Source organism: Actinoplanes subglobosus (assembly GCF_042650585.1).
GTDB classification, from domain to species: Bacteria; Actinomycetota; Actinomycetes; order Mycobacteriales; family Micromonosporaceae; genus Actinoplanes; species Actinoplanes subglobosus.
This window is the reverse complement of record NZ_JBHSBL010000030.1, coordinates 19,659-44,014: the sequence shown is the minus strand read 5'-3', so window position 1 is coordinate 44,014 and position 24,356 is coordinate 19,659. Positions and strand designations below refer to the sequence as shown.

The following is a 24,356-nucleotide window of genomic DNA, read 5'->3' as shown; positions in this document are numbered from 1 at the left end:
CCTCCACCACCCAGTTCCTGCTCAAGAACACCCACGCCAAAGGCAACGCCGACCTCACCTTCACCGGCTTCACCGCCGGCATGATCCCCCTGCACGGCGACTGGGACGACGTGTGAACACCGGTCACGGCGTGTACAGGTCCCGGTAATGGGCGACCTGGTCGGTGTACGGCTTCACCTTGGGCGGAATGCCACCGGCCTGGTTGACGCTGGTCGCGGAGGTTCGATAGGCCGCGGCCAGCAGCAGCCCGCGATCGCCGTTCACTGCGGTGAGTCTCTCCGACTGGAAGCACAGCAGCTTGCCCATCGGCGGGATCGACATCTCCGGCGGGAACGGCGGTGCCGGGGGAGTGGGCGACACACTGCCCGGCAGGTAGCCGGCGAGTACCCGCGGCGTCCAGCGGGCGATGCCGTACTCGTCGTTGACCGGGTCGCTCAGATCGGGATCGAAGTCGCTCTCCACCTTGAGCATCGCGGCGATCAGGGCCGGGCTCAGACCCGGGGCCTGGCAGGTGGTGCCGGCGACGACGATCAGCTGCCGGTACTGCTCGGGAATGCCGGCATCGCGCCGCAGCAGATCATCTCCGGGGAAAGCGCCGTCGTCCCCGGCGTACGACACGGACACGGCCGTCGCCGCGGCGGCGACCGCGAGCGTCACGACCGCGGCCGCCAGCCGGCGACCCCGCCGGCGCCGGCGTACCGGCTGCCCACGCATCCGGTCCAGCAGGGACTCGGCGGTGTGCCGGCTGCGGTCGGCGTGGGTCGGCGCCAGGCAGTCGCGGATGATCGACCGCCATGCCGGCGGCACCTCGTCCGGGATCGGCAGCGGGGTGCCACTGTTCGCGTACTCCGCGGCGGCGGCCGCCCACGCCCGTTCCCCGGCGCCGGGGAACGGGAACCCTCCGGTGAAAGCCTGGTATGCCAGCACACCGAGAGCCCAGATGTCCGAGGTGGTCCGCACCGCGATACCACGTTCGCCCAGCTGCTCGGTCCAGTACTCCGGGGGAACGTATCCGGACGAGCCGATCGGAGGCAGATAGCCGTGCGTGCCCTCGACCTCCGCGGTCAGCCCGAAATCCGCCAGCCGCACCGACCCGTCCGCCGCCAGCAGCACGTTCGCCGGTTTCAGGTCCCCGTGGATCCAGCCGTTGCCGTGCATGTAGGCCAGGCCCTCACACACCTGGGTCACCAGCGTGGCCGCGTCCGGCACCGGCTGTCCCGCATGCTCCCGCAGCAGATCGGCCAGCGATCGCTCCGCGCGTTCCATCACGATCACCACCGCGCCGTCGAGGGCGGGGTGTGCCGGATCGTCGACGACGAGGATCTCGTGGCAGCGCACCAGCCGGTCGTGGGCCTCCCCCTGATGGAAACGCATCTCCCGGCCGGCCATCGCGGTCAGGTGGCTCAGCTGCCGGGCGGTGACGGTCCCGGTCGGCAGGAACTTCAGCGCCACCCGCTCCCGCGGGGCGCCGGAGCGGCACGCCTCGTACACGCTGCCCCAGCTGCCGGAGGCGATGCCGGCGGTGACCTCCCACGTGCCGACCCGGTAGCCGGTCGGCACCTCGACCGCCCACGGCGTGCTCATCCGGCCGCCACCGGCGTGGGAAGCAACCGCAGATGATCCTCCCGGACCAGGTTGAACCGCAGCGCGAGCGACACCAGCGCGGCCCGTTTCGTGTCCAGGCGACCGGCGTCACCGACCGGGTCCTGCTTGACCCGCAGCTTCGTACGGGCCAGGTAGTCGATATGGAAGTTGACCGCGGCCACGCTCAGATCGGCGCAGGCCGGCAGCGGCCGCAGCCGGTGCACCACGGTCTCCACCGTCGGGATCGCCACATGCGAGCGGTCGCGCAGCCGCGGCTCACAGAGAGCCACCAGGACCAGGAAGTACTTGGCGGACTCGTCCATCGGGAAGGCGGCCAGGGTCCCCTCGCCGTCGGGTGTCACCACGGCGGTGCGGTCCAGGTAGGCATGCATGGGCGCGAAGACGTTGAACCGTACGAAATCCTGCTCCGCCGGAAGGACGACCCGGGAGATCTCGAACGGAATCGGCGCCAGCAGCCGGCCCGGTGGCACCTTGACGTGCTCGCCGCCGCCTTCCGGGTTCTCCACCACGTAGGTCTTGTCGGCGCTCAGATTGCTCAGCAACCAGTGGTCACCGGTCGCGTGGATGTCACCCGCCGACCGCGGCACACCCCGCCCCGCGAGCCGCACATCGACCGGCGCACCGGGCGCGCCACGCCCGAAGCGGGCCTTCGACCCGGGGGACAGGGACACCCTTCCGGTACGGGGTGAGCCGTCCCGGCCGATACCGCCGGTGAACTGGATGAGCACCGTCTCCATAGGCCCATGTCTATCAACTTCTGGTGAGCCGGGGTCGCCCTGAGAGGTCTCAGGACAGTCACGCTGCCCTGGCGTGCGTCAATGGGTCGCGTCGACGTCCGACGGATACGGGGAGCCCGACGATGAACATCCTGACCGGCACCGGCCTGCATTTCGGGGTGCTCGGCCCACTGGAACTGTGGCAGTGCGACACCCGCACCACCCTGACCGCCCCGAAACTGCGGGGCCTGCTCACCCTGCTGCTGCTCGACGACGCGCCGGTCCCGGTCGCCCGGGTCCGCGGCGTGCTCGACGAGGACGAGACCTGGCGCGACGCCTCCGGCCCGCTGCACGTGGCGATCCACCGGCTGCGCCGCTGGCTGTCCCAGCACGGCGGCCATCGCCTCGACCTCGAACCCGGCGGCTACCGCCTGACCGTCACCGGCGGCGACACCGACGCCCGCCGCTTCCGCCGGCTGATCCGCACCGCCCGCGATCTGACCGGCCCGGCCGACCGCTGCGATCGGCTCCTGGCCGCCCTCGCCCTGTGGCGCGGCCCGGTCGCCGCCGACGCGCCCGCCGTGGTGCGCCGCCAGCATGCCGCCTGCCGGCTGGAACAGCTGCGCCGCCAGGCGACCCTCGATCTCGCCACGACCTGCCTGGACTCCGGCCTGTCCGGCCGGGCGCTGCCGGTCCTCGAACGGGCGGCCGCCGAAACGCCCTACGACGAGCAGACCCAGTCGCTGTACGCGTTGTCGCTGGCCGCGTGCGGTCTGCCGGCCGCGGCCTTGGACGTGATCGACCGGACGCGCCGAATCCTGGCCGCCGACCTCGGCCTCGACCCCGGCCACCACATGCGCGACGCCCAGCTGCGGATCCTGCGCGGCTGACCGCTCCGGTCACCAGTGTGCTGGTCGTACGGTGGTGGTCGGTGAGTGTCCGGGTGTGATGCACTTGGTCCTCGTTGGACGCTCGATCGGCCAAGGGGTGAGCCGCCATCGGACCGGAGTTCGACCTTGCGCGCGTCGTCGAGGTGATGACCCTGCTCCCCGGCGACCCCGGCTACGGCTACGGGTCGGGCTACCTGGTCGCGCGTGACCTCGTTCTGACCGCCCGCCACGTCCTCGCCGGAGCGATGGGCATCGATGTTCGCTTCGGCACCCGGCCCGGCCGACCGGTGTGTGGCTGCTCCGTGGTGTGGGAGGGCGCGTCGCCGGGCATCGACCTCGCGCTGTTGAAGTTGCACCGGCCGATCGATGACCAGGTCGAGCCGGTGTGGTTCGGCGACGTCGACCAGATCGCGGGTGGCCGGGCGACATTCACCGCCGTCGGCTTCCCCGCCCTCAAACGCCAGCGCATCGACGATACGGTCGTGCGGGACACCGAGCGACTCGACGGAGTGATCCAGGCCGGGTCGAATGCCAAGAGCGGGATGCTCGACCTGCTGCACCGCGACCGGCCCGGTTCGAGGGGCGCGGACTGGCAGGGCATGTCCGGCGCGGCGGTCTTCTCGCGGGAGTACCTCGTCGGGGTGGTCACGCAGGCCGAGAGCGCTGATACGCCACTGCGGGCGACGCCGGTCTCGCGGGTTCTCAGCGAGCGGGTCGCGTTGTACGGCGCGGAGTCGCCCACGAGCCGGGACCTGTTCCGAAGCGTAGCCGCAGCCGCCGGCCTGCCGGCCGGATTCCAGCCGGTCCGGCGCGGCGCCTCCTACCGGGCCACCGTCCGGCGTCTGGTGCAGCAGCTGCCCGTGCCGCCCAACTTCGCGGCCAATCGCGCGGCCCTGCTCAGTTTCGCCACCACTACGTCGAAGCCGCAGTACCAGTGGTGGGTCGGCGACGCCGGATCCGGCAAGACCTGCCTCGCGGCTCACCTGGCGAACCAGGACCACGACAACCTGGACATCGTCTCGTTCTTCTTCTCCCGCTCCTCCGGCCAGGATCTCGAACAGTTCTGGCCGGCCGTGTCCGACCAACTCGCGGCCCTCATCGGCCGGCCGGCGGTGCTCGACGCCCACCCGGCCGAGTTCCACTTCCTCTGGGAACGGGCGCGGCAGGCTGCTGTCAGGAGAAGCCGGCATCTGCTTCTGATCATCGATGGCATCGACGAGAGTCGGCGCCCGAACGTCCTGATGGCGAACCTGCCCGAGACGGGTAATCACAGCCATGTTCTGCTGCTGAGCCGGCCGCTGCCGCTCGACGCCAACGCCCTGCCGGCCGGGCATCCGGTGCGGTCCCGGATCACCTGCCCGCAGATCAGCCTGTCCTCCGACGGTGAGGCGAGAAGGAGCTGGTTGGAGGCGGTCGTCCCCGCCGAGCCCTCGCCGGAGCTCGGTCCGGCGCTGGCGCTCCACCAACGGCTGGACACCTTTCACGGCCGTCTCGAGGGCGATCCCACGCACTACCTCAGCGGTGACCGGGTCGTCGACCACGACAGATTGAGCGGCTATCTGGATGCGGTCGAGGAACTCCTCGGCCGTGAGCGGCTCGGTGATCTCCTCGCTCACCTCGAAGGCGCCGTCGTCCGGGATTCCTCCAACTTCTGGGACGCCCTCGTGCCCCTGCCGCGCGGCGGGCCGGTCGAGGCCGAGTTCCAGGCGCGGCTCGCCAGGCGGGTGCACACCGCCCTGCCGGCCGCGGCCGCGGCCGTCCCGGCCGCTGATGTCATCGAGCAACAGGCGCGCGAAGCCGTAGCCGAGCAGCGGTTCCAGGACGCCGAAGACCTGCTGCGCCGTGCCGGCGAGCTGGACGCCGCCCGCGCCGAACGGCTCGCCGGGGAGTTCGGGTTCCTCGGGCTCACCGGCGACGACCGCCTGGTGCTGACCGGACTCTGGGCGATCACCGCGGCCCCGAACGACTTCTCGCCTCTGGTGCCCGCTGACCGGCCGCCCGCCGCCGGAGGCACCAGCGCCGGACCGTCATCCGCCCGGACGGTGTCCCGGCCGGCACCGACCAGGGCTGCCGGTACGACGGCGCCGGTTCGCGAGCAACGCTCCGGCCAGAGGCACAGCGGGTCAGCGAGCCCGTTCGTGGCGCTCCAGGAACTCATGACACTGCTGTTCGCCCCGGACCAGCCGGCTCGATCACTGCCACGCTGGGACCAGCCGGCCACGCTCCGCACGCTGCACAACGACACGGTCCGATGCCGGGTCGAGGCCACGCACCAGCGGGACCCGGTCGGGCTCGCGGCCATCGCCACGGCCGTCGTCACCGCGTCGTTCCGTCAGCAGACCGACGCGATCGACCACTGGATCCTGCTCGCCCCGCACGCCGATCCCGACGACGACCTCTCCGCGATGCTGTCCGCCTGGGGCACGACCGGGCAATATCCGTTCACCGTGCATGTCTGGGGCCGCGCACGGCTGGCCCGGTACCTGGCCGCGACGCCGTCTGCCTACCGGGAGCTCTACGACGCCGAGCCGCCGGCGGAACTGGCCGGACGGCCGCCCGGTGAGACCGTCGCGGAACTGCGGGCCCAGCTGACGCCCCGGCTCCGGATCGCCGGGGTGTGGCAGCGCTACCTCGCCGACCCGCACGCGCACTGCTTCGTCAGCGAGGACCCCCGCGACTTCGATGCGCTCTATCGCGGTCACCTGCACCTCAACGTCGCCGACGCCGCCGGCTCGCGGCTGCCGGGCACTCTCGACTCCAAGGTCGACGACTGGCTGGACGACCGCAACGCACCGAGCCTGCTGCTGTTCGCCGAGTTCGGCGAGGGCAAGAGCTACTTCACCTACTGTCTGTCGCGCCGGTTGTCCGACCGGTTCCGGGACGGACGGCCCGGTGGGTATCTTCCGCTGCGTCTGCCGTTGCGGGAGTTCCGTACGGCGGGTAGCGCCCGAGCGCTGCTCCAGCAGCGGCTCGCCTACCTCGGAGCCACGCTGGCCGACTGGCGCACGTTGCGGGCGGAGAACCGGACCCTGGTCGTGCTGGACGGGTTCGATGAGATGTCGGTCAACCTGTCACCGGCGACGGTCACCGAGAACATGCGGGCGCTGCATCAGTGTTTCGAGGAGGTCGGCGCGACCAAGACCCTGGTCACGTCGCGCGGGCGGGTCCTCGGCCGCGACCAGGACCGGCTCGTCGACCGCCTCGACCGGCCGGAGATCGTCACCATCGCCCCGGTCGAACGGTCCGAGTTGTTGAAGTACCTGGAGAATGCGGTCCACGACGAGAGCTCGAAGCGTGCCCTGGAACGGGTCCGGGAGCTCTACGACCCGATCGGGCTGGCCGCCAAGCCCCTGTTCCTCGAAATGATCCGGGAGACACTGCACGACCTGCCGGACGGCGACCTCGACGAGAGGGTGCTCTACGACACCTACATCCGGCGCAGCCTACGGCGCAAGATCGATTTCCTGGAGGACGACGACCTGCTTCTCCTCCGTGATGAGCTGATCGACAACCTGCTCGAAGTGCTGGAGATGGTCGCGCTCAAGCTTCAGCTTGCCAACAAGCCGTACGTGTCGCTGCGGCAATTCACGCAGGTCGCCGAGCCGCGGCTGGCAGAGATGCTCTGGCGTATGAAGGACGCGCCGGCCGGAACCGCCGTGTCCGGTTCCGAGGACGATGCGACAGCGCGGGTGGGCGTGCGATCGCTGCTCAAGGTGGTTCCCGGAGCCGATGCCGATCAGTGGCCGGTCGACTTCTTCCACCGGTCCATGCGGGAGTATTTCGTGGCCCGGGCCATCGCTCGCGCCCTGCGCGCCGATCAACACAAGGCCCGGGAGATCCTGCGTAAACTGGCCCCGTCGCCGGAGATCACCCACTTCGCCACGGCCATGCTGCGCGCCGGCGAGACCGGGCCTGTCCGTGATGTGCTCGCCGCCTTCGCCCGGTCGGCGACCCTCGCGGTGGACGAGCGCCATCTGGGCGGCAACGCCCTCACGCTGCTCTACGCGACCGGGGACGGTCTGCCGGACACGGATTGGTCGGGGCTGCGGTTGGACTATGCCTCGCTGCCGGGCGCCGACCTGAGCCGCGCCCGATTCGCCGGGGCCTCGCTGCGGTACGCGAATCTCGACAACGCCAACCTGGAGTACGCCGACTTCACCGGGGCCGACCTGGAGGGCGTGCGGCTCGAGGAGACTGCCCAGGTGCTGGCGGTGACCGCGCTGCCGGGCGGCCGGATCGCGGCGGCATACGGCGACCGGAGTGTGCGCGAATGGCAGCCCGGCCCGAGCGGACGTTTCGAGAGCCGCCCGGTGGCGACCCTCGACTTCCAGCCGGAGCGCCTCCAGAGCACAGCGGCGGGACGGCTGGTGGCCGCGGGCGAGAGCATGCTCAGCGTCCTGGACCGGCGAACGGATGGCGGCTGGGCCGAGATCGCCCGTTTCCGCACCAAGTCACGCTTCCGCCCGATCGCCTTCGGTCCCGGGGCGGCGACCTACACCGAGGAGCTGGCCGGCGGGCTGAGCCGCCTGGTGCGATTCCGTCCGTCCACCCTGGAGCTGCTCAGCTTCGACGACAGCCCGGCGGTGTCGGGTGGCCCGTACGCCGAGTCCGGCGCCGCCTACGCGCACGCGACGCCGCATCAGGTGCGCGTGGTGATGCCGGGCGGTACCGATGCGATGGTCGAGGAGAAGAACGTCAGCTGCCTGCACCTGCGGCCCGACGGCGATCGGCTCCTGCTGGTCACCGGCCACTACGACGGGACGGTCACGCTCGTCCAGGTGGAGCCGGACCGGCCCCATTTGCGGCCGGTCCAGCTGTGGTCACGGCCGCTGCACGAGGGCATGGTGACTTCGGTCGAGCTGGCCGACGACCGGGTGCTGAGCGGCGGCGTGGACCGGGCCATCTCGATCGTGCGGCTCGACGCCGGGCCCCAGGACCGGCCGCTGCTTCTGCGGCTCACGCTGCGATGCCGGGGAGTGCGATTCGAGGGCGTCCGCACCGACCGTGAACAGCAACGCCTTCGTGACTCCTCGACGAGTGACCCGACGGAAGGAACCTGCCGATGAACCCGGACACACTCCCGCTGACCGAAGCGATCGACAGCCTGCGTGGCGAGCTGCTCTATGCCATCGAGCAGTCCGCGGACAAGGACCTGCGCTTCTCGGTCGAGGCTGTGGAGGTCGAGCTTCAGGTGGTGCGCACCGCCGGAGGCGAGGCCAGTGCCTCCGGCGGCCTGTGGCAGGTGCTCACCGTCGGTGGCAAGGCGACGTACTCGTCGGCCGCCACCCACAAGATCAAGCTGGTATTGCGTCCGCTCGCGCCGGACGACGACCCCGCACGGAAGTTCATCGTCGGCGACACCGAGATAATTCGCCCGGAGTGACCGTTGGGAACGCCGAAAGGTGCCTGCTGTCAGGATGCGCGGGGCGGTTGCTGGCAAGCTGGACCGATGGAGTCGGTCTGGGACTATCCGCGGCCGCCGCGGGTCGAGCGTGTCGTGGCCAGGGTGACCGTCGTGTATTCGGGGGTGGTGGTCGCCGACAGTGTGCGCTGCCGGCGGGTTCTGGAGACCTCGCATCCGCCGGTCTTCTACATTCCGCGCGACGACATCGCCGACGGGGTGCTGGAGGCCGGCGCCGGTCGCTCGTACTGCGAGTTCAAAGGGGTCGCCACCTACTGGGACCTCGTCGTCGGTGACGTCCGGGTGCCGCGGGCCGGTTGGTCCTACGAGCATCCGTCGCCCGGCTACGGAGAGATCGCCGGGTCAGTCGCCTTCTATCCGAGCCGCGTGGGTGAGTGCCGGGTGGGTGGTGAGCTCGTCCGGCCGCAGGAGGGCGACTTCTACGGCGGGTGGATAACCGGCGACATCACCGGCCCGTTCAAGGGCGGCCCGGGTACGGGAGGCTGGTGACATGGGGCAGACGGAGGATTTCCTCGCGGACGTCCTGCCGCGTCTGCGGGCGGCCGAGTTCGCGCTGCACACCGGCGATGCCTCCCTGCGCAACGAGCTGTGGTCGCACCGGGATCCGGTGACCCTGTTCGGCGCGGAGGTCAACCGCACGGGCTGGGCCGAGCTGGAACCCACCTTCCACTGGATCGCCGGCCGTTTCTCCGCGTGCACGTCCCTGGAGTACGAGATCATCGCCGCCGGCGCCGACGGTGATCTCGCCTATCTGGTGGCGATCGAGCGGATGACGGCGACCGCCAACGGCATCCCGACGACGTACGCCCTGCGGGCGACCACGATCTTCCGGCGTGAGGACGGTGCCTGGCGGGTCGTACACCGTCATGGTGATCCGCACCGGGAGCCGCCGGTGAGGCCATGATGGACTCCGTGACCGATGACGATCTCTGGTTTGCGATGCCGGCTCTGACCGGCCGGCTCGTGCGTCTCGAACCGCTGACCCTCGACCATGCCGCCGGCTATCTCGCCGCTGCGGGGACCGCGGAGCAGTCGGCGGAGATCTTCCGCTGGCAGAGTCCGCCCGGTGGGGCGCTGCAATGTCCGGTCACCGTGCGCGACGCCGAGCGGCACATCACGGCGGCTCTCGCCGGCCGGGCCCGGGGGAGTCGCCTGCCGTACGCGCAGATCGAGATCGCCGGCGGCCGGTTCGCCGGGACCACCTCGTTCGCCGAACCCGATCCGCGGTTGCGGACGGTGATGATCGGCTATTCCTGGCTGGGGCAGCGGTGGTGGGGTGGTGGCATCAACGCCGAGGCCAAGCTCCTGATGTTGGCTTTCGCTTTCGAAACCCTCGGCGCGGTACGGGTACCGCTGGTCACCGACATCCGCAATGTGCGTGCCCAGTCGGCGATCGAACGGCTCGGTGCCCGGCGGGAGGGTGTCCTGCGCAAGCATCGCCGTCGCGCCGACGGCTCGTGGCGTGACACGGTCCTGTACGCGATCGTCGACGACGACTGGCCGCTGCTCAGGCAGCGGCTGGAGTCGCGGCTGCGTGGCGTGAACATATCGTCAATTTGCGATTAGACGATAAATTTCGAAAATGATTATCGTTCCACTCCTCAGTGACAGGAGTGAGATCGATGAAGCACGCCCCCCGCCTGGCCTGGACCGCCGTCACGGCCGCGGTCACCCTCGCCATGGCCGCCTGCGGTTCCGAGACCCCCGCACCCGCCGCCTCCACGGCCGGTGGCCCGAAGCTGGCCGTCGTGGCCACCACCCCGGAGGTCGCCGACTTCGTCCGCAACATCGGTGGCGACGACGTCGCCGTCACCCAGATCATCAAGCCCAACGTCGATCCGCACGACTACGAGCCGACGCCCGCCGACCTGCAAGCCATCGCCACCGCCAAGCTGGTCGTCAAGAACGGCGTGGGCCTCGAGGAATGGCTCGACCGCACCATCGAGTCGGCCGGCTTCAGCGGTACGGTCGTCGACTCCAGCCAGGGCGTCACGCTGCGCGAGGGCGGACACCATGAGGAAGAGGGCGAGCACGCCGAGGAGGAGGGCGAGCACGCCGGCGAGGAGGGCGAGGAGCACGACCCGCACATCTGGCACGACCCGCGCAACGCCAAGATCATGGTGACGAACATCCAGAAGGGTCTCGCCGCCGCCGACCCGTCCAGGGCCGCCACCTTCGCCACCAACCTCGCCACCTACAGCGCCGAGATCGACAGGCTGGACAGCGACAACGCCGCCGCCTGGGCGAAGATCCCGCAGACCGACCGCAAGCTGGTCACCAACCACGACGCCTTCGGCTACTACATCGCCCGCTACGACCTGGAGTTCGTCGGCTCGGTCATCCCCAGCCTCGACACCTCCGCCGAACTGTCGGCCAAACAGCTCACCGACCTGGTCGCGAAGATCAAGGCCACCGGCACCACCGCCATCTTCGCCGAGAGCTCCCTTCCGCCGAAGACCGCCGAAGCCATCGCACAGCAGGCCGGCGTCGAGGTCGTCGCCGGCGAGGACGCGCTGTTCGGTGACAGCCTCGGCGCGCCCGGCACGCCGGAGGGTACCTACCTCGGCGCCGAGCGGCACAACACCCAGGTCATCGTCGACGCGCTGGCCGGCTGACATGACGACCGCCGCCCTGTGCCTGGCCGGGGTCAGCGTGGGCTATTCGGGCACCCCGGTTGTCACCGGCGTCGATCTCGAACTCAGGCCTGGGCAGCGGCTCGCCCTGGTCGGCCCCAACGGCGCCGGCAAGTCCACACTGATCAAAGCCGTCCTCGGCCTGGCCGACGTCCTCGATGGCACCGCCACCGTCCTGAACACGCAGCCGGCCCGCGCCCGGGCCCACACCGGATACGTCGCGCAGACCGGCAACCTCGACCCCGACTTCCCGGTCAGCGTCCGGCAGGTCGTCATGATGGGCCGCTATCGGCAACTCGGCTGGTGGCGGCCGGCCCGCGCGGCCGACCGCCGGGCCGTGGCCGAGGCCCTCGACCGGGTGGGACTCGCCGACCGGGCCGGCCTGCGGTTCGGTCTGCTCTCCGGCGGCCAGCGGCAGCGGGTGCTGCTGGCGCGCGCGATCGCCGCCCGGCCACGGCTGCTGCTGCTCGACGAGCCGTTCAACGGTGTCGACGCGGTCAGCCAGGAGGCGATCGTCCGGGTGCTGCGCGAGCTGTCGGCCGACGGGACCGCACTGGTGCTCAGCACCCACGACCTCACCGTCGCCCGTGACCTCGCCGACCTGGTCTGCCTGGTCAACGGCAGGCAATGGGCGGTGGGCGCGCCCGCCGAGACCCTCACGGCAGAGCCTTTGCGGCAGACGTACGGCAGCGCCGCGATCGACCTGGCAGACGGCCGGATGGTGGTGGTCGAACCGTGATCGAGCCGTTCGCCGTACCGTTCATGGGCCGGGCCCTCGCCGAGATCGCCCTGCTGGCGCTGATCTGCGGCCCGGTCAGTGTGTTCGTCTTCGTCCGGCGGCTGTCGTTCGTCTCCGACGCCCTCACCCACACGGTGTTCCCCGGGGTGGTGATCGGGTTCGTGGCCGGTGGTGTCGAGGGCCTGTTCACCGGCGCGCTGGTGGCCGGTGTCCTGACCGCCGTGGTGCTGACCGTGCTGACCCGTGGTGCCCGGCTCACCGACGACGCCGCCACCGCGGTCGTGCTCACCGCGATGTTCTCGATCGGGGTGGTCCTGGTGTCGCGGCGTACGTCGTACACCTCCGATCTGACCGCCTTTCTCTTCGGCCGGCTGCTGACCGTGACGCCGCGGCAGATCGCCGAGACCGCCGTCCTCGCCGCGGTGATCCTGCCGGCGCTCGCGATCGGCGCCCGGGCACTGGTGTTCCGGGCCTTCGACCCGGCCGGCGCCGCGGCGGCCGGGCTGCGGACCGGCTGGCTGGACCTGTGGCTCAACATCCTGCTCGCCCTGGTGGTGGTCGCCGCGGTCCGTGCGGTCGGCACGATCCTGGTGGTCGCGCTGCTGATCGTCCCGGCGGCCGCGGCCCGGATGGTCACCGACCGGCTGATTCCGATGGCCGTGACCGGCACCGGCCTGGTGCTCGCCGCCGGCTACTTCGGGCTGCTGCTGAGCTGGACCGCGTCACTGCGCTACGGCGTCGCGCTGACCTCGGCGTCCGCGGTGGTCCTGATGCTCGTCCTGGCCTACCTGTTGCTGCTGCCCCTGCGCCGGTGGCGCGATCGGGCCCCGGCGGAGAGGACGTCACCGCATGAACTGGTGGGATGACGTGATGCACCGCGCCGTCGCCGAGGTGGTCCTCGTCGGCGCGCTGACCGGGCTGATCGGGGTGCAGGTGGTGGTGCGGCGGCTGTCGTTCTTCACCATGGCCCTGACCCACGCCACGTTCCCCGGCGTCGTCGCCGCGTCGATCGTCGGCGTCAACCTGCTGCTCGGCGGGGTGGTGACGGGCGCGGTGGTGGCACTCGGGGTGGCCGCGCTGACCCGGCGGCGTGGGCAGGACGCGGCGGCCTCGACCGGTGTGCTGGTGTCCGGCGGGTTCGCGCTCGGTGCCGCGCTGGTGGCCACGCAGAGCGGGTTCAGCCGGGACCTGTCGTCGTTCCTGGTCGGCTCGATCCTCACGGTCAGCGCGCCGGACCTGGTCGTCACCGCGGGTGCGCTGGCCGTCGTCGCGCTGGTCCTGCTGGTCTGCGCACGGCCGCTGCGGTACACCGGTTTCGACCCGGCCGGCGCCCGTGCGGCGGGGATGCGGGCCGGTGTCTGGGACGTGGTGCTGCTGCTGACGATCGTGCTGGTGGTGGTGACCGTGGTGCCGGCCGTCGGCACGATCCTCGCACTGTCGCTGATCGTCGCCCCGGCTGCCGCCGCCCGGTTGTGGTCCGATCGTCCCGCGGTGGTCACGGGACTGGCGGTGGTGTTCGGTGTGGCGAGCGGGCTGGCCGGGCTGTACGCGTCGAGTCGCTGGAACGTGGCCGCGGGCGCGAGCATCTCGCTGGCCGCGACCGCCGTACTGGTGGTGTCGTGGGGCCTGCGGCGGGTGGTGCCGGCATGAGCGCCGAGTTGATCGATCCGGCTGATCTGGATCGGGCGGTCGAGGTGCTGCGGGGCATGGCGTACCAGCACCGCCTGCACATCCTGCTGGTTCTGCGCGCGGGTGAGGCCACTCCGGCGGCGCTGTGCGAGGTGGTGCCGGCGCATCCGACGGCCATCTCGCATCACCTGCGCCATCTGACCGGCGCCGGCCTGATCCTGCGCCGCCGCCAGGGGCAGCGGGTCTACTACTCGCTGCCGGGTGAGTCGACCGGCAAGCTGATCGACGACCTCCTCGCCTTCGTGACGGGGGCCGCCCGTTGATCGGAGATCACCCACCCCGCGTCTTGTTGAAAACGGTTTTCATTATAAGGTGGGTGGCATGTCCCACGTCTGTGACGTGACCGGCGCCAAGCCCAGCTTCGGCAACGCCGTGTCGCACTCCCACCGCCGCACCCGCCGCCGCTGGAATCCCAACGTCCAGCGCCGCCGCTACCGCCTCGCCGACGGCACCGCGATCCGGCTGAACGTCAGCACCACCGGCATCAAGATCATCGACCGGGACGGCATCGACTCCGTGGTCGCCCGGCTGCGCGCCAAGGGGGTGCGGATCTGATGGCCAGGAGCACCGACATCCGGCCCGTGATCAAGCTGCGCAGCACCGCCGGCACCGGCTACACGTACGTCACCCGCAAGAACCGCCGCAACGACCCCGATCGCCTGGTCCTGCGCAAGTACGACCCGGTCGCCCGCAAACACGTCGACTTCCGCGAGGACCGCTGACGACTCCGGCCGGGTGCCGGCCTGTTGCCGCGGGCCGCACCCGGCCGGCCCGGCCGTACTGTCAGATCGTGCGCAGGTCCAGGACATGCCACTCGGCGGCGCCGCCGGTGCTGGTGTACCACCACACCAGCCCGCCGCGGCTCTGCGTGTCGTTCGCCGCGGCGGCCAGCTCCACGGTGTCCCCGGTGTCGATGTCGTAGACGAGCAGCCCGGCGGTGCCGGTGTTCCCGGAGTTCTGGTCCGGCTCGGCGAGGATCTCGAACCGGTCGAGCGCCGCCACGTCGGGGACCGCCGTCCGGGCCGAGCCGGCCGCCATCGGGCGCCGTTGCGAGCCGTCCGGCCGCATCAGGTCGATGCGGGTCAGATCGTCACCCGCGACGACCATCACCCGGCACCAGGACGGGCTGCACGCCGCGAACTCGGAGGCACCGGTGGGCACGGTGATCTCCCGGCCGGTGCTCATGTTGCGGATCAGTGTGGCGGCCACCCCGCCGCTGGCGCCGTCGTCGAGCCACGGCCACGACGCCATCGTCCACTCGCCCGGCTGGCGGGTGACCCGCACCGGACCGCCGGTCAGCGCCACCGAACGGATCTCGGTCACCGAACTGCCGTCGTCGGGAGCCGCCGCCCAGTACACCCGCCCGGCCTGGTGCACCAGGTCGTACTGGCTGCCGTAGAAGACCACGTTGCCCAGATCGCCGGTCAGCCTGCGGGCCGGGCCGCCGCCGACCATGTCGGCCGCCCAGATCTGCGGTGGCCCGCCGTCGGCGAACTCGGTCCAGACGACGTCGTCGCCGGCCGGTGTCACGTTCTCGAACCGGGGGCCGGCGGCCGTGTCCAGCCGGCGCAGCTCCCGCAGGGTGCCGTCGGGGCCGCGCCGCAGCAGGCGCAGGAACTTGTCGTCGTTGCTGGTGGCGGTGCCGATCACGGTGCTGGTGTCGAGGAACAGCAGCGGCCGCAACGGCAGGCCGCCGAGGGTCTGTAGCTCCGCTGTCGGCCAGGCCGTCGCGACCGTCGGCCGTGGACTGCCGGCCTCCGGCACGGGCGCCGGTCCGGCCGGGCCGCCGCGCAGGATCAGGACGCCGGTCGCACCGAGCGCGACGGTAAGGCCGGCGGCGGAGAGGGCGCGCCTGCGCCCGGATGCGGTCCTCATTCGTACGGCCGCCGCGGTGCCGTGGTCTTCTGCCAGCTCTCCACCTCGAGGTAGGGCACCCCGGCACCGTTGACCGGGTCCTTGTCCATCCGGCTGCTGTAGGTGCCGATCACCTGCACCCACGTGTCGACCGGCGCGTCGACGGTCACGTCACCGGCCAGGCCCACCTTGATCGGCCGGCCGTCGGCGGCGCAGCAGGCCAGCACCATGCGGGCCACCATCGGCCGCCCGTCCGGGCCGGGTGTGACGAAACCGGTCAGCCGCACGGTACGGCCTTCGAGGCTCCGCCCCTGGTCGAAGACCGCCCGGGACGCGTAGTCCATCAGGCTCAGCGGCACCGGATCACCCGGCGGCAGCGGCGAGAACTCCGACTCGACCTGCGCGGAGGCCAGGATGCTGCCGGACTGCCCGGCGGCGTACGACCCGAGGGCCGGCGGCGCGATCAGCAGCAGGCCGATCGCGGGCAGGATCAGCAGCCATCCGACCCGCGGCTCGTGATGGGCGTGCCCGTCGTCGCCGGCCCGGGAGCGGAGGTCGTGGACGAGGGTCATCACCGCGGCCGCGAGCAGCAGCAGCGCCGCCGCGATCAGGAACGGCCGCAGGCCCTCCTTGACGTAACGCAGGTACACGTCGGTGACACTGGCCTTGAGGACCGCGCCGCCGAGCAGCACCATCACGATCGCCTGCGCCTGCCGGTTCACCAGATCACCGCCCCGACCGCCGTGCCCACCAGGACCGCGGTCACGAACGTCGCCGGCGCGAACCGGACGGCGAACCGCCGGCCGAACATCCCGGCCTGCATCGAGATCAGCTTGAGGTCGACCATCGGGCCGACCACCAGGAACACCAGCCGCGACGTCAGCGAGAACTGCGACAGCGACGCGGCGACGAACGCGTCGGCCTCGCTGCAGATCGACAGCAGCACGGCCAGCGTGGCCAGGGCCAGCACCGACAGGACCGGATCGGCGGCCAGCCCCTGCAGCCACGACTCGGGCACCACGACGTTGATGGTCGCGGCCGCGGCGGCGCCGATCACCAGGAACCCGCCGGCGTGCATCACGTCGTGCCGGCACGCGGCCCAGAACGCCCGGCTGCGGGAACCGTCGCCGTCGTCGGCCCGGTGCGGCAGCCGAATCCATTCGCTCCTGCCCAGGCGCAGCCACAACCAGCCCATCGCGATCGCGATGGCCAGGCTCGCGAGAGCGCGTGCCACCACCATTTCCGGGTTGCCGGGAAAAGCGACGGCGGTGGCGGTCAGCACGATCGGATTGATCGCCGGTGCGGCCAGCAGAAAGGCCAGCGCGGCGGCCGGTGTGACGCCGCGGCGGATCAGTGAGCCCGCGATCGGCACGCTGCCGCACTCGCAGCCGGGCAGGACGACACCGGCGAGACTCGCGGCGGGCACGGCCGCGGCCGGGTGCCGGGGCAGGGCCTTCGCCCAGAACGAACGGGGCACGAACACGGCGATCACGGCCGACAGCGCGACACCGAAGACCAGGAACGGAACGGCCTGGACCAGCACCGACACGAACACCGTGGTCCACGTCTGCAACCGGGGGTCGGAGACCAGGCCGGCCAGCGGCGACCGGAAGGCCACCAGGAGGACGAGCAGGACGGCGAGGGCTTCGACGGAGCCGGGGCGCCAGCCGCCGGCCGGGCCGGCGGTCCCGGACGTGGCCGGACGCGAATCGGTGGTCAAGAGGTCCAAGAATGCGCTCCAATTTCCGCCACGGGGATCTTCCCGGTTGCCGGAATAGTCACGGCCGTCAATCAATCTACAGGGCGGCGGGGAATGCGCAAGATTCGCTTCCGTATTCGGCTACCGGAAGCGGAGAAATCAATTGATGCTCAATTGCTGATATGTTCAGGTCGCCTGGCGGCGCCGGTTGAAAGCGGCCGGTCCGAAGCCGGCCAGGGCGACCAGGAGAGCGAGCCCGGACGCGATGGCCGGGGTCGCATAGCCGGTGTGCGCGCCCGCCACCTCGACGACCCAGCCGCCGATCGACGCGCCGGCCGAGATCCCGATCAGCAGACCGGTGGTGGTCAGGGTCATGCCCTCGGTGAGCCGGGACTGCGGAACCAGTTCGTGGACCAGCGTCATGCTGGTGATCATGGTGGGGGCGGTCGCCAGGCCCGCGATGAACAGCAGTGTGCCGAGGACCCAGACGTCGGTGGCGAGCAGCACCGGCTGCATCAGGACGGCCATCGCCGCCACACAGATCAGGAAGTGGACCGGCGTGCTCCCGGGCAGTCGAAGAGTGCCGAACAGCAACCCGGCCACCGCCGAACCGCCGGCGAGCAGCCCCAGGATGATCCCGGCCGCTGCCGGATGACCCAGCGACTCCGTGTAGGCGACCGTCACCACCTCCATGCTGCCGAACACCGCGCCGGTGGCCAGGAACGTCAGGGTGATCTCCAGGACGCCGCGGATCCGCAGCGGGGAGCGCCCCGGCTCCCGGGTGGCCTCGGCGTGCACCGGTGGCTGGGTGCGGCGCTGCGCGGCGAACGCCAGCGAGCCCGCCACCATCAGCGCAATCGCCACGATCAGCCCGGCCTGCGGCGCGACGGTCGTGCACAGCAGCGCGGCGAGGACCGGGCCGGCCATGAAACAGAGCTCGTCCAGGGACTGTTCCAGGGCGTTCGCGCTGTGCCGCAGCTCGGGCCGGCCGGGGAAGAGGACCGCCCAGCGGGCCCGGGCCATCGCGCCGATGTTCGGGCTGGTGGAGGAGGCGGCATAGGCGGCGAACAGGGTCCAGGCGGGCACGTCGGCACCCGCACAGAACGCGAGGACACCGGCCGCGACGGCGGAGACGATCGTGGCCGGCACCGTCACCCGCGCCTGACCGTGCCGGTCCACGAGACGGCCGATCCACGGCCCGGTGACGGCGATGGCAGCGAGACCGGCCGCCGAGACCGAGCCGGCCAGGGCATACGAGTCACGCAGCGTCGCCACCATCACCACGACGCTCACACCGAACATGGAGATCGCCAGCCGGGCCGGCAGGGCGGCCACGGTGAACGCCAGCGCGCCGGGTGCCGCGAACAACCGGCGGTATGACTGGAACACGCGACCCCCTCGGGCTTCGATGAGCCCGATGATCCTTACCTGCCCGGTCGCCGGGAGGCACCCGAATTCCCAGCGGTGCCGCTGCACCCGGTGCCGGCCTGCGCCGGACCGCAAACGCAGGTGGTGGCAGTGGTCCTTCCGTGCTGATGCAAATTGTGGGAACGTTTGCACGGCATTGTCGTCCACCAGGAAGGGCCCCGCGTGAGCCTGCCGACGAAAGTCCTGCAGATCGGCGCCGGTAACTTCCTCCGCGGGTTCGCGGACTGGATGATCCAGCGCGGCAACGACGCCGGCGTCCTGGACCACGGCGTCGCGGTCATGCGGGTGACGCCCCGCCACGACCTGCGGGCCGCCCGGATCGTCGACGGCTTCGACGTGGTGCTCGACGGCATCCGTGACGGGCAGCCGTTCACCGAGACCACCCGGGTGACCGCGGTGCGGGAGTACGCCAGCGCCCACGACGACTGGGACGCCTGCCTCGCCCTGATCCGTAACCCGGACCTGCGCCTGGTCGTCTCCAACACCACCGACGCCGGCATCGTCTACGTCGACGACGACCTCACCGCCCGGCCGCCCGCCTCCTTCCCGGCGAAGATGACGGCACTGCTCCGCGAACGCCGGCGGCACTTCGACGGCGACCCCGCCGCCGGCCTCGTCTTCCTGCCCTGCGAACTCATCGAGGACAACGGCCAGGCCCTGCGGTCCGCGATCCTGCGGCACGCCCGGGCCGAACCGGACCTCGCCGAGTGGATCGCCGGGCACTGCCGGTTCTACGACACCATCGTCGACCGGATCGTCCCCGGCACGGTCGTCCCGGGCGGCCTCGACGTCCGGGGTGAGTACTACGCCAGCTGGGCCATCGCCGGCGACGACGCGATCCGTGACGAGTTCCCACTGGACCGGGCCGGTCTGCCGGTCGAATTCTTGCGCGACATCCGCCCGTACCGCCAGAAGAAGGTCTCGGTCCTCAACGGTGCGCACACCGCGCTGGCCGCCGTCGCACCCGCGCTCGGCTGCCGAAGCGTCAGCGAGGCGATGGCCCACCCGGTCGCCGGCGCCTATGCGCGCCGCCTGCTCACCGACGAGGTCCTGCCGACACTGCCGGGAAGACCACAGGACCTGCAGCGGTACGCCGTAGCGACGCTCGACCGTTTCGCGAACCCCGCGCTGGACCATCGACTGGCCGACATCGCCCTCAACGCCACCGCCAAATGGCACACCCGCAACCTGCCGGTCTGGCGTGCCGCGGGAACCGCACCGCTGACCACGTTCGCCCTGGCCGCACTGCTCACCGGCTACACCGGGGCGCTCGGCGACGTGCCGGTCCGCGACGACCCGGACGTGGTGACACGGATCCGGGCCGCCTTCGACCCGGCCGAACCACGGCAGTGGATCACGGCGGCGCTGCACACGCTCGGCTGGGACCTGTCCGATCCGGAACGCGACCGGCTCGCCACCCACACCGCCGAGCACGTCCGTACCCTGCTCGACCTGGGCCCGGAGAAGGCGGTCACCGCACTGGCCGGCTGACCACCATCCGGACAGCTCTCAGGGGAAGGGAAATACGGATGCGCAACGTCGACGGGTGTGCGAAAGATTGACCGGTGACGATTCTTGACGACGGCCTGATCGAGCTCCGGCGGGAGATCCACCGTCATCCGGAGGTGGCCGGAGAGGAGAAGGCGACGGCCGGGCTGGTCGCGGACCAGCTGCGTGCGGCCGGGCTGGACGTGACGACCGGCGTCGGCGGGCACGGGGTCATCGGGGTGCTCGACGGTTCCGCCGGCGGCCCGACGGTGATGTACCGGGCTGACATGGACGCGGTCGACGTGCGCTACAACGCGCTGCCCTTCCCCCGGTCGGGTCAGGTCTTCGACGAGGCCTTCGCCTCGCGCGTCCCCAACGTCGCCCACCTGTGCGGGCACGACCTGCACACCACGGTCGGGGTCGGCGTCGCGCGGGCGCTGGCTCGGGACTCCAGCCGGGTTCGGGGCCGGCTGGCGTTCGTCTTCCAGCCGGCGGAGGAGCCACTGCAAGGTGCGCGGGCGATGCTCGGGACCGGACTGGTGCAGAGGCTCGCGCCGCGGGAGAGCTATGCGGTGCACTGCGCCCCGTTCCCGGCCGGGACCATCACGGTGTCTCCCGGGTACGGCCTGCCCGGCGTCGACAACATCCGCATCGTGCTGCCGGACAGCGACGACACCGCGGTGGCCGCCGTGGCGACCGAGGTGCAGAAGATCAACACCGTCGAGTTCCCGCAGAGCGTCGCCGACTATCACGCGCGCTTCCATGCGGTGCTGGATCCGGAGGTCGCCGCCTCGATCCAGGAGTCGGTCAGCGTCATCCAGTGGACCGAGCAGACACCCGAGGGGCAGCCCGTCGTCAGCATCATGCTGAAGGTCTGGCCGCAGGAGCGGTTCCCTGAGCTACGCACCCGGATCGAGCAGCTCGCGGCGCAGGCGGGCGGGAACGTGGAGTACCCGTACGGCGACGCGTTCCCCGCCATGGTGAACTCGGCGGATCTCAGCACGGCCGCCGGGCGGTATCTGAGCACGGCGATGGGCCCGGAGTCGGTGCTGTGGGGCCGGGCGTCCTGGCCGCACAACTGCGAGGACTTCGCCCTGTTCCTCAGGGAGGCGCCGGGTTCGATGTTCTACCTGGGAGTGGCGGACGCCGAGAAGGGCATGAACGGCGCACCCCACACCCTCGACTTCGCCGCCGACGAACGGGCGATCGGTCACGGCGTACGAGCCATGACCACCCTGCTGACCCACAGGTTGGCGGCCCTCGCATCACGCGGGTGAGTCACTGATGAAGGCCTCCGGCCGGCACAGCACGGTGATTCGATATGACAGGCCGACGTTGGACCAGATCCGGCCCCGCAGCGTGAGGCAGATGCCGACCCGGTCTTCGTGCTCCGGGTGCTCGAAGAAATCCGCACTCGGGTCCGCGATGGCGCCGACCAGCCCTTGTGAGCCCTGCGTGGTGCCCGGCACCTGGAGCAGGCCGGCGACAACCTGGATCTCGGCGTCGTCCAGCTCGCCGACGGTGTACCAGTGGGTGTCCGGCAGAAACAACTGTGAGTCGACGACACGCCGCTGGTAGTTCGGCCCCATCATCCCGGATGCCGGGTCGGGGATGTCACCGATCCAGGCCGTCCCCGCGAAGTCGGTGCGCAGCCGCTGGGCGCCGGAGCGGAACTCCGTCACGAGCGTGTCGAGACGAGGCTGGGCGACGAGGTGCACGGATGCGTCGGTCATGATCGCACTCTAATCCGGCCGAGTTCGGTGCCGGCGGCCACCGCGGCGTTGACGTCGCGAAAGCCGTGCGCGGAATCACGGCATGCCGCCGCCAGGTCCGACGGGTCGGCAATGCGGCGAGTCGGTTCGGAGGCTCACCGTGCTCCGTTGCCGGTCGGCCTGGCGCGCACCCGCTCGTAGAGTCCCTCGGCGGCGGCGGTGAATGCGGCGACGTAGTCGACGCGGTCGGGCAGCGTCGACCACTGGTCGCGGAGGCCCTCGTTGAGGGCCAGCAGTTCGAGGACGAGCTGCTGCGGATCGGTGCCCTCGGCGATCTCACCGGCGGTGATGCGCTTCCGCACGAACGGGACCAGCGTGTCCAGCGCGGCTTCGAGGTTGCGGCGGGCGCGGCCCTGCACCGGATGGCCTTCGATGCGGGAGGCGCCGGTGAGCATGACGCGGAATCGCAGCAGGTCAGGATCTTGCGCGGCCAGCCGTACGACCGCGATGAACTCGTCGAACAGGGCCCGCACCGACTCGTCGGGCAGCCTGATCGTCTGGTAGACCTCCTCGCGGCGTTCGACGACGGCCATGAACAGGTCGTGTTTGGTGGCGAAGTGGTGCAGCACCCCGGCGTCGGTCACCCCGGCCGACCGGGCGATGTCGGCGATGCGGGCGCTCTCGTAGCCCTTGCGGCCGAACTCCCTGGTGGCGGCGGTGAGGATCCGGTCGCGCCGGGCGTCGCCGCGAGCGAGCCGGTAGTCGCCGCCGGGGGGACGCTCTGAGCTCTCCACCCCGGAAACCCTACGAGATGTGGTCCGGGTCGATGCGATGGGACCTGGACGGGCACAAGATCCACCGGCTAACTTAGTCGCCACTAGGTTTGACCCGACCGCGGACGAGAAGGAGGTCGCGTGAGCGCGATCATCGCCGGGACCTACAACTCCCGGGACACCGGAGGCATCCCGCTCACGGCGGGCGGTTCGACCCGCCCCGGGGTGCTCTACCGGTCCGACGCGCTCGCCGGCACGACCGACGACGGCATCAAAACCCTGACAGCGAGCCCGATCGGTACGATCGTCGACTTCCGCACCGACATGGAGAAGGCCGGACTGCCGAACCGGGTCGGCACGCAGCGCCCGTTCACCGCCGTTGAGCTGCCGCTGCTCCAGGGCGCGTTCACGAGCATGCCGTCGGCGGCCGACGTCGACGAGACCGCGATGCGGGAGATCTTCGCGCGCATCCCCACGCTGGCGGACCTGTACATCCAGATGCTCGGTTCGGCCGCCGGGACGTTCGCCGAGGTCGCGCGACTCGTCGCCAGGCCCGCCGACGACACCTACGGTGGCGTGCTCGTGCACTGCACGGCGGGCAAGGACCGGACCGGCGTGGCCGTGGCCCTGCTGCTCGACGCGGCCGGTGCGGACCGCGACGCCGTCATCGCCGACTACGCGCTCAGCGAGACGAATCTCGCCGGCGCGTGGGCCGACCTCATGCTGACCCGCCTGGAAGCCTGGGGCGTACCCCTCATCCCGGCGATCACCGACCTGGTCACCGCCACCCCGCCGGAGGCGATCAAGGCCGCCTTCGGGTGGCTCGACGAGCGCGGCGGCTCAGCCCGTTACCTGTGCGACGGCGGCCTGTCCGACGCCGACCTCGGAGCCCTCCGCGAGCGCATCGCCGGCTGAGACGCCGGAGGCGGCGGGGACGGCCGGGGTCAGGCCGGGACGCGGGAGGTGTTCACGCACTCGGCGACATCCAGGACCAGCAGCAACCGGCCCTCGATCTTGTACGCGCCGGTGACCAGCGCACGTGACGGGCCGGTCAGTGTCGCCGGCGGCTCCTCGAACAGGTCGGCGTCCAGGTAGGCGACCTGCCCGATGCGGTCCACCAGCAGGCTCACCGGCTCACCGGCGTAGCGCACGATCACGTTCATCACCAGGCCGGTCATGTCCCGTCGCGGCAACCCGAACTGCACCCGCAGGTCGACCGCGGCGATCACCTGGCCGCGCAGGTTGAACAGGCCACCGACGGCGTTCGGCGCCATCGGCACCGGGGTGTACTCGCTGTACGACAGAACCTCCTGGACGGCGTCCACGTCCACACCGAAGAACTGGCCGGCGACCTCGAAGGTGACGAACTGGCGACTCGACATGCGCAACTCCTGGGATGGTGCCCGCCGAGAGGCTGGTGGCGACGGAACACCAGGAATATCGGAGATCCGGCAGCCGACCAAAGGAATCCGGCGGCTCTTTTCCGCCCGGCGCCGGTCAGGACTTCCGGTCGGCCTTGCGCTGCTTCTCGGCGGCGTCGGCGATGCCGTGGGCGACGGCCGTCCGGATCACCCGATAAAGCACTGCCACGCCCAGCAGCGCGAGCACTATCGACCCCATGCCGATCCCCCCGTTCACGGCACGAGACTAGATGATCATCTTGGCCCCCGACAACGCCGAGTCCGCACTCCACCGCGGCCGGGAACAG

Annotated in this window: 26 protein-coding genes; 16 read left to right on the top strand and 10 right to left on the bottom strand. The window is 71.0% G+C overall.

Annotated features, from left to right (window positions below):
* Window positions 1-123 precede the first annotated feature (123 nt).
* Both ACFO0C_RS44490 and ACFO0C_RS44485 read right to left on the bottom strand, forming a co-directional pair.
* Window positions 124-1,584 (bottom strand): serine/threonine-protein kinase, encoded by a 1,461-nt coding sequence (locus tag ACFO0C_RS44490; protein ID WP_378072915.1) that lies wholly within the window; start codon window positions 1,582-1,584, stop codon window positions 124-126.
* Window positions 1,581-2,342 carry a hypothetical protein gene (locus tag ACFO0C_RS44485; protein ID WP_378072914.1) on the bottom strand — a complete coding sequence of 254 codons (762 nt, stop codon included), beginning with the start codon at window positions 2,340-2,342 and terminating at the stop codon, window positions 1,581-1,583. The genes ACFO0C_RS44490 and ACFO0C_RS44485 overlap by 4 nt, the downstream gene beginning before the upstream one ends.
* A gap of 122 nt (window positions 2,343-2,464) precedes the next feature.
* Between ACFO0C_RS44485 and ACFO0C_RS44480 the strand changes: the two genes are divergently transcribed.
* From ACFO0C_RS44480 to rpmG, 13 genes are all read left to right on the top strand, one after another.
* On the top strand, window positions 2,465-3,211 hold the full coding sequence (locus tag ACFO0C_RS44480) for an AfsR/SARP family transcriptional regulator (RefSeq protein WP_378072913.1): 747 nt from the start codon (window positions 2,465-2,467) through the stop codon (window positions 3,209-3,211).
* Between the two features lie 146 nt (window positions 3,212-3,357).
* On the top strand, window positions 3,358-8,277 hold the full coding sequence (locus ACFO0C_RS44475) for an NACHT domain-containing protein (RefSeq protein WP_378072912.1): 4,920 nt from the start codon (window positions 3,358-3,360) through the stop codon (window positions 8,275-8,277).
* Window positions 8,274-8,594 (top strand): trypco2 family protein, encoded by a 321-nt coding sequence (locus ACFO0C_RS44470; protein ID WP_378072911.1) that lies wholly within the window; start codon window positions 8,274-8,276, stop codon window positions 8,592-8,594. The genes ACFO0C_RS44475 and ACFO0C_RS44470 overlap by 4 nt, the downstream gene beginning before the upstream one ends.
* Window positions 8,595-8,660: 66 nt before the next feature.
* Entirely contained in the window at window positions 8,661-9,122 is a 462-nt protein-coding gene (locus ACFO0C_RS44465; protein WP_378072910.1) for a DUF427 domain-containing protein, read from the top strand.
* 1 nt (window position 9,123) lies between these two features.
* Window positions 9,124-9,537 carry a YybH family protein gene (locus ACFO0C_RS44460; protein WP_378072909.1) on the top strand — a complete coding sequence of 138 codons (414 nt, stop codon included), beginning with the start codon at window positions 9,124-9,126 and terminating at the stop codon, window positions 9,535-9,537.
* Window positions 9,538-9,545: 8 nt separating this feature from the next.
* Window positions 9,546-10,199 (top strand): GNAT family N-acetyltransferase, encoded by a 654-nt coding sequence (locus tag ACFO0C_RS44455; protein ID WP_378072908.1) that lies wholly within the window; start codon window positions 9,546-9,548, stop codon window positions 10,197-10,199.
* A gap of 56 nt (window positions 10,200-10,255) precedes the next feature.
* Window positions 10,256-11,248 (top strand): metal ABC transporter substrate-binding protein, encoded by a 993-nt coding sequence (locus tag ACFO0C_RS44450; RefSeq protein WP_378072907.1) that lies wholly within the window; start codon window positions 10,256-10,258, stop codon window positions 11,246-11,248.
* A 1-nt stretch (window position 11,249) separates the two neighbouring features.
* On the top strand, window positions 11,250-12,005 hold the full coding sequence (locus ACFO0C_RS44445) for a metal ABC transporter ATP-binding protein (protein WP_378072906.1): 756 nt from the start codon (window positions 11,250-11,252) through the stop codon (window positions 12,003-12,005).
* Window positions 12,002-12,871 carry a metal ABC transporter permease gene (locus ACFO0C_RS44440; RefSeq protein WP_378072905.1) on the top strand — a complete coding sequence of 290 codons (870 nt, stop codon included), beginning with the start codon at window positions 12,002-12,004 and terminating at the stop codon, window positions 12,869-12,871. Before ACFO0C_RS44445 ends, ACFO0C_RS44440 begins: the two co-directional genes overlap by 4 nt.
* A complete protein-coding gene (locus tag ACFO0C_RS44435; protein WP_378072904.1) occupies window positions 12,855-13,655 on the top strand; it encodes a metal ABC transporter permease in 801 nt (266 codons plus the stop codon). The genes ACFO0C_RS44440 and ACFO0C_RS44435 overlap by 17 nt, the downstream gene beginning before the upstream one ends.
* Window positions 13,652-13,957 carry an ArsR/SmtB family transcription factor gene (locus ACFO0C_RS44430; protein WP_378072903.1) on the top strand — a complete coding sequence of 102 codons (306 nt, stop codon included), beginning with the start codon at window positions 13,652-13,654 and terminating at the stop codon, window positions 13,955-13,957. The genes ACFO0C_RS44435 and ACFO0C_RS44430 overlap by 4 nt, the downstream gene beginning before the upstream one ends.
* Window positions 13,958-14,015: 58 nt before the next feature.
* Window positions 14,016-14,249 (top strand): 50S ribosomal protein L28, encoded by a 234-nt coding sequence (rpmB, locus tag ACFO0C_RS44425; RefSeq protein WP_378072902.1) that lies wholly within the window; start codon window positions 14,016-14,018, stop codon window positions 14,247-14,249.
* The gene (gene rpmG, locus ACFO0C_RS44420) at window positions 14,249-14,416 is read left to right on the top strand and encodes a 50S ribosomal protein L33 (RefSeq protein ID WP_378072901.1); all 168 of its coding nucleotides are present in this window, start codon (window positions 14,249-14,251) and stop codon (window positions 14,414-14,416) included. The genes rpmB and rpmG overlap by 1 nt, the downstream gene beginning before the upstream one ends.
* Window positions 14,417-14,477: 61 nt before the next feature.
* Here rpmG and ACFO0C_RS44415 read toward each other — a convergent pair whose 3' ends face one another.
* The 4 genes from ACFO0C_RS44415 to ACFO0C_RS44400 all read right to left on the bottom strand — a co-directional run bounded on the left by ACFO0C_RS44415 (window position 14,478) and on the right by ACFO0C_RS44400 (window position 18,636).
* Window positions 14,478-15,569: a hypothetical protein gene (locus tag ACFO0C_RS44415; protein WP_378072900.1), complete on the bottom strand. Its 1,092-nt coding sequence runs from the start codon at window positions 15,567-15,569 to the stop codon at window positions 14,478-14,480.
* Complete coding sequence (locus ACFO0C_RS44410; RefSeq protein WP_378072899.1) at window positions 15,566-16,270, bottom strand: TIGR03943 family putative permease subunit; 705 nt, start codon at window positions 16,268-16,270, stop codon at window positions 15,566-15,568. The genes ACFO0C_RS44415 and ACFO0C_RS44410 overlap by 4 nt, the downstream gene beginning before the upstream one ends.
* Window positions 16,267-17,268, bottom strand: a complete 1,002-nt coding sequence (locus ACFO0C_RS44405) for a permease (protein WP_378072898.1) — start codon at window positions 17,266-17,268, stop codon at window positions 16,267-16,269. Before ACFO0C_RS44405 ends, ACFO0C_RS44410 begins: the two co-directional genes overlap by 4 nt.
* Before the next feature lie 165 nt (window positions 17,269-17,433).
* Window positions 17,434-18,636, bottom strand: a complete 1,203-nt coding sequence (locus ACFO0C_RS44400; protein WP_378072897.1) for an MFS transporter — start codon at window positions 18,634-18,636, stop codon at window positions 17,434-17,436.
* A 201-nt stretch (window positions 18,637-18,837) separates the two neighbouring features.
* Between ACFO0C_RS44400 and ACFO0C_RS44395 the strand changes: the two genes are divergently transcribed.
* Window positions 18,838-20,166: a tagaturonate reductase gene (locus tag ACFO0C_RS44395; protein WP_378072896.1), complete on the top strand. Its 1,329-nt coding sequence runs from the start codon at window positions 18,838-18,840 to the stop codon at window positions 20,164-20,166.
* A 74-nt stretch (window positions 20,167-20,240) separates the two neighbouring features.
* On the top strand, window positions 20,241-21,440 hold the full coding sequence (locus tag ACFO0C_RS44390; RefSeq protein WP_378072895.1) for a M20 metallopeptidase family protein: 1,200 nt from the start codon (window positions 20,241-20,243) through the stop codon (window positions 21,438-21,440).
* Here the strand turns inward: ACFO0C_RS44390 and ACFO0C_RS44385 are convergent.
* Window positions 21,429-21,896: a hypothetical protein gene (locus ACFO0C_RS44385; protein WP_378072894.1), complete on the bottom strand. Its 468-nt coding sequence runs from the start codon at window positions 21,894-21,896 to the stop codon at window positions 21,429-21,431. The genes ACFO0C_RS44390 and ACFO0C_RS44385 overlap by 12 nt on opposite strands.
* Before the next feature lie 134 nt (window positions 21,897-22,030).
* Complete coding sequence (locus ACFO0C_RS44380) at window positions 22,031-22,669, bottom strand: TetR/AcrR family transcriptional regulator (protein WP_378072893.1); 639 nt, start codon at window positions 22,667-22,669, stop codon at window positions 22,031-22,033.
* 120 nt (window positions 22,670-22,789) lie between these two features.
* On the opposite strand from ACFO0C_RS44380, the gene ACFO0C_RS44375 reads away from it, so the two are divergent.
* Window positions 22,790-23,563 (top strand): tyrosine-protein phosphatase, encoded by a 774-nt coding sequence (locus ACFO0C_RS44375; protein WP_378072892.1) that lies wholly within the window; start codon window positions 22,790-22,792, stop codon window positions 23,561-23,563.
* 29 nt (window positions 23,564-23,592) lie between these two features.
* Here the strand turns inward: ACFO0C_RS44375 and ACFO0C_RS44370 are convergent, their stop codons facing one another.
* Both ACFO0C_RS44370 and ACFO0C_RS44365 read right to left on the bottom strand, forming a co-directional pair.
* Window positions 23,593-24,030, bottom strand: a complete 438-nt coding sequence (locus tag ACFO0C_RS44370; RefSeq protein ID WP_378072891.1) for a chemotaxis protein CheW — start codon at window positions 24,028-24,030, stop codon at window positions 23,593-23,595.
* A gap of 115 nt (window positions 24,031-24,145) precedes the next feature.
* Complete coding sequence (locus tag ACFO0C_RS44365; protein WP_378072890.1) at window positions 24,146-24,286, bottom strand: hypothetical protein; 141 nt, start codon at window positions 24,284-24,286, stop codon at window positions 24,146-24,148.
* Between the last annotated feature and the right edge of the window lie 70 nt (window positions 24,287-24,356).